Source organism: Acinetobacter sp. WCHAc060025 (assembly GCF_004209355.1).
In the GTDB taxonomy this organism is placed as follows: domain Bacteria; phylum Pseudomonadota; class Gammaproteobacteria; order Pseudomonadales; family Moraxellaceae; genus Acinetobacter; species Acinetobacter wuhouensis.
This window is the reverse complement of the sequence record NZ_SGSX01000006.1, coordinates 145,336-158,922: the sequence shown is the minus strand read 5'-3', so window position 1 is coordinate 158,922 and position 13,587 is coordinate 145,336. Positions and strand designations below refer to the sequence as shown.

Sequence of the window (13,587 nt, the reverse complement as noted above, 5' to 3'; positions counted from 1 at the left end):
AAGTACAAAATTACCATTCCATTCAGCGAATTGAGCTATTTAAATAGCACCATAACATGTAATATTCTTTACAGTTCCTTCACTTTTCGAATCGCTTATAAAGGATTTCATCTTCATGTCTGATCAGAACGAAAAGCTTAAACAGTTAAAAACCTCTTCTATGGATCGTCGTTTATCCATTGCGAAAGCATCATTATTAGCAGGTACGCGCTGGGCAGCTTCAAGTGCAAGTTCAATCTTTTCAAGTGAAGAGGAAAAAGAAAAAAAACGTAAACAAGCGATGAAAGAACAAGCCAATTATCTTGTTCAAGAAATCGGAAAACTGAAAGGCTCAATCGTTAAAATTGGTCAAATGATGGCACTTTATGGTGAGCATTTTTTACCAGAAGAAATCACTCAAGCTCTAAATACATTAAATAATCAAACAGTTGCACTAGCTTGGCCAGCGATTAAAGAGCAATTAACACGCCAGTTGGGTTCTAAACTTGATGATTTAACCATTGATCATGAACCAATCGGTACAGCTTCACTAGCTCAAGTCCATCGTGCGACACGTAAGTCAGATGGTTTAGAACTGGTTTTAAAAGTTCAATATCCTGGTGTCGCGGATGCGATTGACTCAGATATGAGTTTATTTAAAAACATGCTTAAGCTCACCCGTATGGTTCCGCAAACACGTGAGTTTGACCAATGGTTTGATGAAGTCCGCGAAATGATGCATCGTGAGGTGAATTATCGTGTTGAAGCTGCAACCACCCGTCGTTTCGCTGAAAGATTAAAAAACGATGCGCGTTATGGTGTGCCACAAATTATTGATGACTATTGTACAGACCAAGTGTTATGTATGACTTTCGAACGTGGCGTGCCGATCAATAGCCCCGTGATGCTGTCTCTCCCTCAAGAACGTCGTAATCAGTTAGGAGAAGCCTCACTTGAAATTGCTGTTCGTGAGTTGTTTGAATGGGGTGAGATGCAAACTGACCCGAACTTTGGTAATTACTTGGTTCGTTTAGGCAATGGTGACGACATTCAAGATAAAATTATTTTGTTAGACTTCGGTGCAATCCGTCAGTTTGATCATCAATTATTGACTGTTGCTTGCAATTTGATCAAAGCCGGCTACAACCATGACGCTGAAGCGATGGTTTACTCGATGTCAGGCTATGAGTTTTTTGATGGCATGCCACTGAGTATTAAGCCTGATATGGCGAAAGTATTTTTATTGGCAACAGAAGCTTTTAGTACGCCTTTGAATAATCCCGATCTCCCGACAGGTGTGATGGATGAACAAAATCGCTATGATTGGAAAAAAAGCCAATTACATAGTCGAGTGATGCAACGCGCTTCTAAATCAATGGCTTCACGTTATTTCAGTGTTCCTCCAAAAGAATTTATGTTTATTAGCCGTAAATTTATTGGTGCATATACTTTTATGACTGTGATTGAAGCGAAAACCAATGTTCGTAAAATGATTACACCATTTATTTAAAAACTTAAATAACGACTGACTTTAATTTATTAAAATGTCAACTTTACCAATACCCAACATTTGTTGGGTATTTTTATATATAAATAATTATTGAATTACAAATAGTTAAATACATAATTAAAACATTAACAACCACTCATCAAAGGTCAATCACTTTGTCAGCTTTGACATAGTTTTTTCAATATTTGCATGTCAGGATGTTGCCATACCAACATCAAAAACAAGGTACTGTAGAATGTCCAATATGGTAAACAAAGCTCAGGGCTTGGGCTTAAATCTAATTACAAAAATTGCTGGAAGTGACTTACTTGATCAATTCAAACTACGTAAGTTTATTGAAAAATCACTTTATCAAGGTTCAAAAGTAGGTTTCAAAACGCTCAGTGCAACACAAAAAGCGTTTAAATCGGATTCAAATGTCACCAAACAACGTTTACCAAACCAACAAAAATCATTGTTTGATCTGAGTTTGACTGAAGAACAGCAAATGACTGTAGATGCCATGGATCAGTTTGCTGCTGAAGTACTTTATCCATTGGCGCATCAAGCAGATCATGATGAAAAGTTTCCTGCAGAACTTTGGCAACATAGTATTGATCTAGGGCTTAATTACTATGCCCTACCAGAAGCTTTGGGTGGTGTTGCATCTGAAAAAAATATTGTCAGTAATATTCTGATCGCTGAGCGTTTAGCCAAAGGTGATTTTTCTTTAGCTGCAGGTTTGCTTTCAACATTTAGCGTGATCAATGCACTTACACAATGGGGTTCGGAAACAGTACAAGCAACTTATTTGCCCGCCTTTGCCAATGATGCAGAAATTCAAGCAACTTTTGCAGTACAAGAAGCAACGCCTGCATTTAATCCAATGTTATTGAAAACTAAAGCAACTTCATCTAATGGTGCTTTCAGCATTTCAGGTGAAAAAACTTTAGTATTATTAGGAGAAACTGCGGATCTGTTCCTTGTTAGTGCTGACTTCAACGGCAAGCCTGATGTTTTTGTGGTGAATCGTGACCATACTATTACTGTTAAAAAATCTCCAGCGATGGGGCTTAAAGCCACTGAAACAGTGACCTTAAAATTTGAAAATACCCCTGCTCAACGCTTAGGTGATGAAGACTTTAACTATAGCTATTTCCTTGATTTAGGAAATTTGATGTGGTGTGCAATGGCAGTCGGTACTGCTGAAGCAGTGAAAGAATACAGCATCAAATATGCCAATGAACGTACAGCATTTGGTGAGCCTATTTCACATCGTCAAAGTGTTGCCTTCATGATCGCTGATATGGCAATCGAAATTGATGCGATGCGTATGTTGATTTTAAATGCTGCAAGTCTTGCAGAATCAGGCTTACCATTCCATCGTGAAGCGTATTTAGCACGTCTGCTTTGTGCTGAAAAATCAATGAAAATTGGTACAGATGGCGTACAAATCTTGGGTGGACACGGCTTTACCAAAGAACACCCTGCTGAACGTTGGTATCGTGACTTACGTGCAACAGCTGTATTACATTCGGGCTTACATGCTTAATTAAAAATATAAAGATTACAGGATATAGATCATGAATTTACAAAATCCGAAAAAATTAAAAATGCTTGTAGATCAAGCGCATGAAACTGCACTGAATGTACTACGCCCGATTTCACGTAAATACGACAAGGCGGAACATGCCTATCCAAAAGAATTGGACATGCTTGCTTCATTGCTTGATGGTATGAATGATGGTGGTGATGGTTTGAATGCAGGCGCTGCGATTAATAAACGTGGCGATAAAGATGCCAGCAATAAAAATGGTACCAATATGTCCACAGCTTTGGGCATCATTGAAATGTGTTATGGCGACACTGGCTTACTACTTTCTATGCCACGCCAAGGTTTAGGAAACTCTGCAATTGCTGCTGTTGCCAATGACGAACAACTAGAACGCTTTAAAGGCACTTGGGCTGCAATGGCGATCACTGAACCAGGTTGTGGTTCGGATTCAGCTGCGATTCGTACTACAGCAACAAAAGATGGGGATGACTATATTCTCAATGGTGAGAAAATTTTCGTCACCTCGGGTGAACGTGCTGACTCTGTTGTGGTTTGGGCAACTTTAGACAAAAAACTTGGTCGTGCTGCAATTAAGTCTTTTGTTGTACCTAAAGGTACAGCTGGCATGAAAGTTGAGCGCCTTGAACATAAACTCGGTATCAAAGCTTCTGATACTGCTGCAATCAGTTTTATTGATTGCCGTGTACCTGCTGCAAACTTACTTGGAAATGAGGAAATTGATGTCGCAAAAGGTTTCGCAGGTGTGATGGAAACTTTTGACAATACTCGTCCACTGGTCGCTGCAATGGCTGTCGGATGTGCCAAAGCATCGCTAGAACGTATCAAAGAAATTTTTAAAGACCAGCTAGACCCAAACTATGCAACGCCTTATTTACAAACTTCAAATTTAGCCGCACAGATTTACCGTATGGAAGCTGAATGGGAAGCAGCGCGTTTATTGACGATTAAAGCAACATGGATGGCTGACAATAAAAAGCCAAACTCGCGTGAAGCTTCGATCGCCAAAGCCAAAGCGGGTCGTATTTGTAATGAAATCACCCTAAAATGTGTCGAACTGGCGGCAAGTGTTGGTTATAACGAAGAAGAATTGTTAGAAAAATGGGCACGTGATTCAAAAATTCTCGATATTTTTGAAGGTACACAACAGATTCAACAACTGATTATTGCACGCCGTGAACTGGGTAAATCGTCTAGTGAATTGAAATAAGATTTAACTCGATTTTCAATATAAGACCAGTAAATGCTTTATATTGATAAAATTTTAAGCAGTTAAATTTTAAGCACAACACAAGCGATGAGTTTTTTGATATAAAAATTCATCGCTTTTTTATTTTCATTATTTATGTATTCAATTCGCCCCATACAACAGCAAGACAATGCAGCAATTGCACAAGTCATTCGTAAGGTTTCTCAAGAATTTGGGCTCGCACCAGAGTCTGGCTTTGCCGTGGCAGATCCAATTTTGGATGATCTCTATCAAGTTTATTCTCAAGAAAATGCACAATACTGGGTAATTGAAGATCATAAAGGTCGTATTGTCGGTGGTAGTGGCTTATCTCCACTCAAAGGTGATACTTCAATTGTTGAAATTCAGAAAATGTATTTCTTATCAGAACTACGTGGTTTAGGCTTTGCTAAAAAAATTCTAGAAAATGCTTTTGAATTTGCAAAGCAAAATGGTTTTAGCGCTTGTTATTTAGAAACCACCAAAGACCTTTGGCAAGCGGTCAAACTCTATGAAAAACTGGGTTTTGAGCATTTGGCTCAACCTAAAGGTGATACAGGTCATAGCCATGCATGTGAAATTTGGATGCTTAAAACACTTTAATCCGCACATTTGAAAATATCCGTCATATTTTCCAAAATGAACTTTGGTCGTATTTTCATTAGATTCAAGAATTTTCAAAATGCGACGTGTTTAAAAGCTTTGTGGAATGATATTGTCCAATACTTGGATAATGATTCACTTAAAAAAATAATGTATATGGTGGCAATACAGTCATTGAAATTGCATAACGACGATCTAAAATATTCAGATCATTTGTTTCATGCTTACAAAGTCATCATGTTTAGATATTGTATGTAAAAGGGAATGTATAAAAGATGTTGTATTTAGAAGATTTAAATGTTGGTGATCATTTTCAAAGCCGTGAATATGAAATGACTTTAGAAGAAGTTTTAGAGTTTGCTGGTAAATACGACCCACAAGTTTTTCATACAGATCCTGAAAAAGCCAAAGACCACCCTATTTTCCAAGGTTTAGCTGCTAGTGGTTGGCATACATCTGCTGTGACGATGCGTCTTTGGACAGAATGCTTCCCTGTCGCTTATGGTTTAATAGGCTCTGAATCAAGTTTAAGATGGCCAAAACCCACACGTGTTGGCGATAAAATTCATGTCGATGTTGAAATTGTTTCAATCACGCCATCGAGAACAAAAAACGATCGTGCTATTGTCGCGTATGTCACTCAAGCGAAAAATCAATTTGATGATGTATTGCTTATTTCTACCACTAAAATTGTGGTTTTTAAACGTAATTTTGATGCACATTAATCCTTAATTTGTCTTACAATATTTAAGGTTTTTTCCATATTTCATGACAATATGATTAAAGAAATAGAAACAATCTTGAGCGCAATGGAAAGCACATGAAAACAGTCTCAGCTCGCCAAGATCAGGGAATTCCTGGTGTATATGGACTTTTATTATTAGATATCGTCTCTCGTTGGGGCTATAGTGCAGAGAGCCTTTTCGCTCCGTTTAATTTTACCAGCGAACAACTTGCAGAGCCTGAATGTCGTATACCCACGCCTATTGCCAATGAGTTGGTCAAACATGCATTAAAACTGACAGGTGAAAGTACGCTTGGTTTCCATTTAGGGACTCAAATGCGTATTTCGATTCATGGTTTCATCGGCTATGCAATTATGACTGCCAATGACATTACTGATGCTTTGGTTTTGGCAAATCGTTTTATTCAGTTACGCATGCCCTTTTTACAATTGTATTTCTCAACTTTTGGTGAAAAAGCAACTTTACAACTACAATGTGATATTGAAATAGAACCTTTACGCACGGAAATTGTGATGGGGCTGACCTTTGGTATCATGACCATGGCAAAGGCGCTCACTGGTATTGATGATTTAAAAGGCGATATTGACTTCGATTTTCCGAAGCCAGAAGGCTTTGACAAATATATCGAAAAGCTTTCGCCGCAATATAATATGCGTTTTGAACAGCCGCACTTGATTGCCAGTTTTGATAAATCTTATTTAGGTTTAACAATGGTGAATGCTGACCCTATTGCCAGTCAAATTGCCATTAACCAATGTGAGGCCGAACTCTCAGCCTTAGGTGAACGTCGTCGTTTAGCAATGCGCGTACGCGATATTTTGACCCATTCTGAACAGCATTATTTGAGTATTGAAAATGTTGCTGATCGTTTACACATGTCGGATCGAACTTTGAAACGTCAATTGGCTGCGGAAGGTACATCGTTCTCAACCCTTGTCGATGAGGTACGTTATCGACATGCAACCTCCCTGCTTTCTCGAACGGATTACACCCTTGAACAGATCGCAGATGAGCTTGGTTATAGCGATGTTGCTAATTTCAGTCGTGCATTTAAACGTTGGAGTGGTCGTAGCCCAAGTAGTTGGCGCAAAGATCCTTATTTATAAGGGGGCAAATCATAGAGAATCTTTTCCTGATTCGAGGATCTTATTGGATTCTATGAATAAGATTATCAATATCTTTGCCTTTTGTTTTAATGTAAAAACCTGTATAACGCTTAACAAAAATAAATGGATTAATTGAGGAGTCATTATGAATCATCCTTCAGATTTGAAGTATGCAAGTACACATGAGTGGGTAAAAATTGAAGGTGATCTGGTGATTACTGGCATTTCTGATCATGCTCAAGATGCTTTAGGTGATTTAGTTTATGTTGAAGCACCAGAAGTTGGTAGCCAAGTTGTTGCAGGCGCACAAGCAGGTGTGGTTGAGTCTGTAAAAACAGCATCTGATATTCATGCACCTGTATCTGGTGAAGTGGTTGAAGTGAATACTGCACTTGAAGATGACCCAGATTTTGTCAATGATGACCCATATGGCAAGGGTTGGATTTATAAAATCAAACCTAACAATATTGCGGATGTTGAAAAGTTATTGAGCAATAGTGAATACGAAGCAGGTCTTTAATCATCACATTATTCGTTAATGCATAAAAAAGATCAGAATTATTCTGATCTTTTTTGTTCCTATTTTCAATTATTAAGCTGTTTCCAACAAAAATTTCGCAGATAATTGCTCTGCGATATCTAACAATAATTTTTCAGTATTATCCCAACCCAGACAACCATCAGTCACAGACTGACCATAAGTCATATCACAAGAAATCTTTTGATTGCCATCGACCAAATGACTTTCTAACATCACACCTCGGACTTGAGTTAAATGACGTTCTTGAATAATTTGTTGTAGTACTAAAGGTTGTTTGAGTGGGTCTTTATGGCTATTGCCATGACTACAATCAATCACCAAAGCTGGTAACTTTCCTTGATGTTTATTGCGAATATGTTGGATCGACACCGCATCATAATTTGTTCCCGTATTTGAACCACGTAGGATGATGTGCGCCAATGGATTACCCAGACTCTGTAATATGCTTGGCGTGCCTTTTTGGCTCATGCCTAAAAATTGATGCGGATGGCTTGCCGATTGAATTGCATCTAAAGCAATTTGAATTGAACCATCTGTACCATTCTTGAAGCCAATACTGTATGGCATATGGCTTGAAATTTCACGATGGATTTGTGATTCACTGGTACGTGCGCCAATCGCGCCCCAAGCCAATACATCATCAAAGTAACCTGTTGCCATCGGGCTTAAAATCTCACTTGCAATTGGCAAGCCCATTTCAATAATATCGAGATATAGCTGACGTGATTTTTCTAATCCGAGTTGCATATCAGCAGAACCATCTAAATGAGGGTCATATAAAAAGCCTTTCCAACCCACTGTCGTACGTGGTTTTTCTATATAAGCGCGCATCACAATATAAATCTGGTCTGAAACTTTTTCTTGAAGTTTTTTGAGTTTTAAAGCGTATTCGAGTGCTGATTTTTCATCATGGATTGAACATGGTCCTGTGATGACCATTAAACGACAATCCGTACCATTTAAAATATTTTGGATCGTTTGGCGTTGTTCTGCAATTTGCAATGCATTGTATTGTTCTAATGGAAATTTTTCTTTTAATTGTGCAGGCAAACTAAGTTCAGTTTCTGTCGTTTGATTTTGTTGTAAAGCAATATTTAAAGCATTCATGATGTATTCCTTTGGACTCTTATTCAGTCCGAACTTTTATTTGAGCGTCTGTGATCGTTTCGAATGGCGAATTAAAGTTTGCATTTGACTAAAATAAGACCAATAAAAGTTGCTAAAGTACACATCGTTAAATTTCATCATGATATTCTCCAAATTTTAAAACATATTTATTCAAGCTAAATTTTGACACATAGGCATAAAAAAACCTGATCAGGGTTGCCGATCAGGTATTAACTTGGTGGGCAACCATTTTTCAGTGCCCGAACGACTTCAGGCAATTATCTAAAGTATTGCCAGAAATAATAAGAAGTAGCGATAACAGGTTGCTTTAACATCTTTATGTCGTTCATAAAAAACTGTATTGAATTTAAAATACTCGTAGTACATCGGATTTACAAGTATTTTTTAGATTATTTTCAAAACTTTCTGACTTAAATAAACACGGGGTTAAAGAAGCCTTATATTAGGGTCTGTTGACAATTCGTCTATGTTTGCGACTTCGTGTATTTTTTAGCTGATACTAGGCGTGAAATACGAAACTTAGTCATTCTAAGTGAGTAGTTCATAACGAAGTAGCAGCAAAAAATACACCAGTCCCCCGCTGCGCCTTGCGCTGCAAACAAAGCAGTGCTTTGTTCTTGCTCAGGTTGTGGCTAAAATTATCACAAACTTCGTTATGAAATTTAAAAATGAAACCACCATTCTTTTCATTTCATGCCTCGTTTGCTCTATTTTAGCCGACAACGCAAGCCATTTATGAAATGTCAACAGACCCTAATTAAATTAACATTTGTTTAGCATCATCGGCACTGATTGCTTGGCTAAATAGAAAGCCTTGTCCAAATTTACAACCTGCTGCTCTTAAACTATCAAGTTGTTCAACCGTTTCAATACCTTCAGCAATAATATCCAATGATAAAATTGGTCCAAGTTTGGCAATCCCTTCGACAATGGCTTTGATCGACTTTTCTTCATGCATGCGATTGACAAAATTATAATCAATTTTCAATGAATCTACTGGATAATCACGTAAATGGGTCATCGAAGAATGCCCTGTACCAAAATCATCCAAGGCAATCCGTACTCCCGAATTTTTCAACTTTTTCAAAGCACGTACTACATATTCATAACCGCGATCAGCCAGAATATGTTCAGTAATTTCGATTTCAACTAAATCATGTGGAATTTTATAAGCGGCCAAACGCTTCAATAAAATTTCAGCATAGTTATCACGCATGAATTCTACTGGCGAAGCATTGATTGAGATCGGAACAACATTAATTCCTTGCGAAATCCACGCTGACATATCAGTAAAAATTTTGTTATGCATGGTTTCACTGATTTTAGTCGCTAACTCAAAATCATTAAAAGCTTCAACAACTGTCGCTGGTGAATGTATATTGCTATCTTCATCACGCCATCTGAGTAAAGCTTCAAAGCCAATGATTGAGCAATCATCCAACTTAACTTTAGGTTGATAAAACGGTTCAATTTGATTATTACGGATAATCTGACGCGCCGTGTCGAGTTGTTTAGCTTTCATTTGGGCGATTTCAAACATATCAACCCCAAACATACGAATGCCACCACGACCACGATCTTTTAAATCATTGAGTGCAGTATCTGCACATTTTAATAGACCAGAACCATCTTTTGCATCTACTGGGTAAACTGACCCACCAATACTCATTCCCCCATTCAGCAACTTACCACTATATGTAATTGGTGCTTCGAGTTGCTTTAAGAGTTTTTTTGAAACATTTATAATTTGTTCATTACTTTCAATATTTTCAATCACAACAGCAAATTCATCACCACCCAATCTTGAAATATAAGCATTTTCATCTAAGCAATGTGCAAGTCGCTTAGACAATACTTTAAGCAAGTGGTCACCAGCAGAATGTCCCAATGTGTCATTAATATGTTTAAAGTGGTCTAAATCAATCAATAACAAACCTGTTTGACCACGAATTTCTTTTGCTTTAGCGATTGAAACCTTGAGTTTTTTCTTAAATGCTCGACGGTTCATGAGCCCCGTCATTTCATCAAACTCACTGGTGATACGGAGTTTTTCTTCAGCAATTCTTTGTTTCGTGACATCACGAGATACACATAAAATACTGGTGGTTTGCCCTTCTTCATTTACCACAGGAGTCAGAATATTGTCCCAATACATGGTCAAATTACCAAAGACACTTTTTCCTGCAAAACGTGCATTCTTACCTTTCGCCGCTTGTTTAATTGCTTTCTTGCCTTGATCACGAACTTCTGGTGGCAATAATCCAAGCCATTCCATGCCAAAAGTCTTCACTTTCTCTTTACCAAGTAAAGCAATACAACCTGATTTGTTCATGTGAGAAACAAAACCATCGGGTGTAATAATTTTGATACAGTCCACACTGACATCTAGCATATCTGTATTAGCACGTAACGACTCACTGGTTTCGCGTAATAACAATGCACGGTCATGAATATTGGTACAAGTTATAGTCCAATCAAATTGTTTACGACCATATTCTATGCTTTGTGCAAGGAGTAAAAACCACTGATAGTGTCCATCTACATTACGGATGCGACATTCTTTTTCAAAATTTTGACCTGTTTTTTGTGCAGTGATCCAAATATTATAAATATGCTCTGCATCTTCAGGATGTAAATATTTAATCCAGTCGGTATCACAGATATTGTTCGACTCAATGCCAATAAATTGTTTGAGTGGAGTATTGCAATACCCCACGCCAAGCTTAGTCATCCACACTAAATGTGGCATTAAATCCAAAGCTTGTTTTACCTCATTGGAAAATTGTGCAACTTTTACAGGAATAGAATTGGCAGACGAATCCACTGGATTCAAATTCGAATCTAGAGGTAAATTGATACTCGCCATAAATTAATCCTATAAAATCAGCACATTTACAAATATAAACTATTTTATAAAAATGTATATATTTTAAACATGCATATTCGATGACAACCCATAAAAAATGTATTTAAACACTCATATCAAACATAATATATGATGAATATAACATTTTCACACCAGTTAATGACATTGTATACAGATAAATGTATGGAATCCAATATTCAGACTACGACAATGGTTGAGATTGTTTTTATAAATATTCTTATCTAGTTTTCCATATTTTAAATCATATTTATTATCAAAAACTTAATCTAGATAAAAAATAAGAATAAATTGATTATTAATCAAAAATAAACAATATTTTTGTTTTTTAAATTTTATTACAAAATATTGTACTCAATATGAAATTCCTATAAAAATATAATTATATTCATAAAAACATTATGCTTTTTTATAAAACTTTGAATCATGCTTAATTTACATTCATTTAATTAACTTAATGTGCCTAAAAATCATCCATTAAAATAATTTAAAGGTAATTTTAAATAACGTAAACCATTGACTTCTGGTTCAGGAAATTTGCCACCATCCATATTAATTTGAATTGCAGGTAAAATTAATTTCGGCATAGATAATGTTGCATCTCGTTGTTCACGCATGCTGATAAAATCTTGTTTGGTAACGCCTGTATGAATGTGTATATTTTCATCACGTTGAGTTTTAATCGTGGTTTGATGTACATAATGTTGTCGTGACTCAGGCAAATAATCATGACATAAATACATCCGCATATGATCTGGAAGTTTATAGATTTCATTGACTGAATCAAATAACTGAGAAGCACTGCCCTTTGGAAAGTCACAACGTGCAGTCCCATAATCAGGCATGAATAAGGTATCTCCAACAAATACAGCATCACCAACCACATAGCTTAAACACGCAGGTGTATGCCCTGGCGTTGGAATATTGTACGCATCCATTTCACCAATCATAAAATGTTCATGATCTTTAAATAAATGATCAAACGATTGATGAGAATTTAGCGCTTTAATATCGATGTTATAAATCTTTGAAAAAATATCTTGCACAATAGTGATTTTTTCGCTCATGGCGATTTGACCACCTAACTGTGCTTTTAAATATTGAGAAGCAGTTAAGTGATCTGCATGTACGTGTGTTTCTAGTATCCATTGGACTTTTAACTGATTTTTGTTGATATAGGCAATGATCTGATCTGCGTGTATGGTTTGGGTTGATGCAGATGGCGCATCATAATCCAAAACACTGTCAATAATTGCACAATACTGAGTTTTAGGGTCTGTTACGACATAACTAAAGGTATTGGTATTTTCATCAAAAAAATCTTGAACCAGTGGATTCATCTTTAAGCCCCTGCAATTTTACGGTGAATTAAAACCCCAACCAACATTGCAATAATAAAATATGCAGCTTGATAATATCCCAAACCAATCAAAGTAAAAGCAGGTGCTGGACAAATCCCCGCAATTCCCCAACCGATTCCGAAAATAAATGCACCTGAAAGTAGTTTTTTATCAAGTTGATTATTCTTTGGTAAATCAATCGGTTCATTGAACACTGTTACGGGTTTGCGGATCGCTAACTGAAACGGGATAAATGCAACAAGAATTGCACCAATCATTACAAATGCTAGACTTGGATCCCACTGTCCAAATAGATCAAGGAAACCGATTACCTTTGCAGGATTTGACATGCCTGAAATCATCAAACCTATGGAGAATAAGCCACCGAATACGAATGCTAGAATATTTTTCATGATCAAGCTCCTATCACATGGCGCATCACATAGACAGTCATAAATCCAGCGAGCATGAATGTACAAGTTGCGACGATTGAACGAACAGATAAACGACTCATTCCGCAAATACCGTGACCACTGGTACAACCTGAACCCAAGCGAGTCCCAAAACCGACCAACACCCCTGCGACGATCAATAAAATGGGTTCTGAATGCACCATAACAATTTCAGGTTTAAAAAACAGACCATACGCAAATGGCGTAATAAATAAACCCAATAAGAACCATAATGCAGGGGTTTTAAACAAGCTTTGTGGATTCAGCACTTGTGCAATCAAACCACTAATCCCTGCAATACGACCATTTATAAACAAATAGCCAACCACTGCGAGTCCAAGAAGAATCCCTCCTAAGAAGGCAAGTACAAAACTGTGCATCGATATAAACCAACAACAATATATGTTTTTATAATATATAATTAATAAAATTATTCAATCTTATTTTTGTATAAAGGTATGAGTAAAAGTGGAGTTGATCACTCAGCAATTGAAATTATTTGCTCATGCGGATGATTT

12 protein-coding genes are annotated in these 13,587 nt (G+C 36.9%); 7 read left to right on the top strand and 5 right to left on the bottom strand.

The window, feature by feature from the left end; translation table 11 throughout:
* Nucleotides 1–115 precede the first annotated feature (115 nt).
* The 7 genes from EXE09_RS06975 to gcvH all read left to right on the top strand — a co-directional run bounded on the left by EXE09_RS06975 (nt 116) and on the right by gcvH (nt 7,244).
* Nucleotides 116–1,489, top strand: coding sequence for an ABC1 kinase family protein (locus EXE09_RS06975; RefSeq protein ID WP_130116795.1), 1,374 nt, complete (start codon nt 116–118; stop codon nt 1,487–1,489).
* Between the two features lie 244 nt (nt 1,490–1,733).
* Nucleotides 1,734–3,020: an acyl-CoA dehydrogenase family protein gene (locus tag EXE09_RS06970; RefSeq protein ID WP_171478619.1), complete on the top strand. Its 1,287-nt coding sequence runs from the start codon at nt 1,734–1,736 to the stop codon at nt 3,018–3,020.
* A 31-nt stretch (nt 3,021–3,051) separates the two neighbouring features.
* Nucleotides 3,052–4,251: an acyl-CoA dehydrogenase family protein gene (locus EXE09_RS06965; protein ID WP_130116793.1), complete on the top strand. Its 1,200-nt coding sequence runs from the start codon at nt 3,052–3,054 to the stop codon at nt 4,249–4,251.
* 135 nt (nt 4,252–4,386) lie between these two features.
* On the top strand, nt 4,387–4,872 hold the full coding sequence (locus EXE09_RS06960) for a GNAT family N-acetyltransferase (RefSeq protein WP_130116792.1): 486 nt from the start codon (nt 4,387–4,389) through the stop codon (nt 4,870–4,872).
* 275 nt (nt 4,873–5,147) lie between these two features.
* Nucleotides 5,148–5,597, top strand: coding sequence for a MaoC family dehydratase (locus EXE09_RS06955; protein WP_068975917.1), 450 nt, complete (start codon nt 5,148–5,150; stop codon nt 5,595–5,597).
* A gap of 95 nt (nt 5,598–5,692) precedes the next feature.
* Nucleotides 5,693–6,724, top strand: coding sequence for an AraC family transcriptional regulator (locus tag EXE09_RS06950; RefSeq protein ID WP_087551931.1), 1,032 nt, complete (start codon nt 5,693–5,695; stop codon nt 6,722–6,724).
* Nucleotides 6,725–6,869: 145 nt separating this feature from the next.
* On the top strand, nt 6,870–7,244 hold the full coding sequence (gcvH, locus tag EXE09_RS06945; protein WP_130113701.1) for a glycine cleavage system protein GcvH: 375 nt from the start codon (nt 6,870–6,872) through the stop codon (nt 7,242–7,244).
* A 72-nt stretch (nt 7,245–7,316) separates the two neighbouring features.
* Here gcvH and EXE09_RS06940 read toward each other — a convergent pair whose 3' ends face one another.
* From EXE09_RS06940 to EXE09_RS06920, 5 genes are all read right to left on the bottom strand, one after another.
* Nucleotides 7,317–8,372: a 3-deoxy-7-phosphoheptulonate synthase gene (locus EXE09_RS06940; RefSeq protein ID WP_130116791.1), complete on the bottom strand. Its 1,056-nt coding sequence runs from the start codon at nt 8,370–8,372 to the stop codon at nt 7,317–7,319.
* 778 nt (nt 8,373–9,150) lie between these two features.
* The gene (locus tag EXE09_RS06935; protein ID WP_130116790.1) at nt 9,151–11,259 is read right to left on the bottom strand and encodes an EAL and GGDEF domain-containing protein; all 2,109 of its coding nucleotides are present in this window, start codon (nt 11,257–11,259) and stop codon (nt 9,151–9,153) included.
* A 488-nt stretch (nt 11,260–11,747) separates the two neighbouring features.
* Entirely contained in the window at nt 11,748–12,617 is an 870-nt protein-coding gene (locus EXE09_RS06930) for an MBL fold metallo-hydrolase (protein ID WP_130116789.1), read from the bottom strand.
* A gap of 2 nt (nt 12,618–12,619) precedes the next feature.
* Nucleotides 12,620–13,030: a DUF6691 family protein gene (locus tag EXE09_RS06925; RefSeq protein ID WP_130116788.1), complete on the bottom strand. Its 411-nt coding sequence runs from the start codon at nt 13,028–13,030 to the stop codon at nt 12,620–12,622.
* Nucleotides 13,031–13,032: 2 nt separating this feature from the next.
* Nucleotides 13,033–13,449: a YeeE/YedE family protein gene (locus tag EXE09_RS06920; protein ID WP_130116787.1), complete on the bottom strand. Its 417-nt coding sequence runs from the start codon at nt 13,447–13,449 to the stop codon at nt 13,033–13,035.
* Nucleotides 13,450–13,587 lie beyond the last annotated feature (138 nt).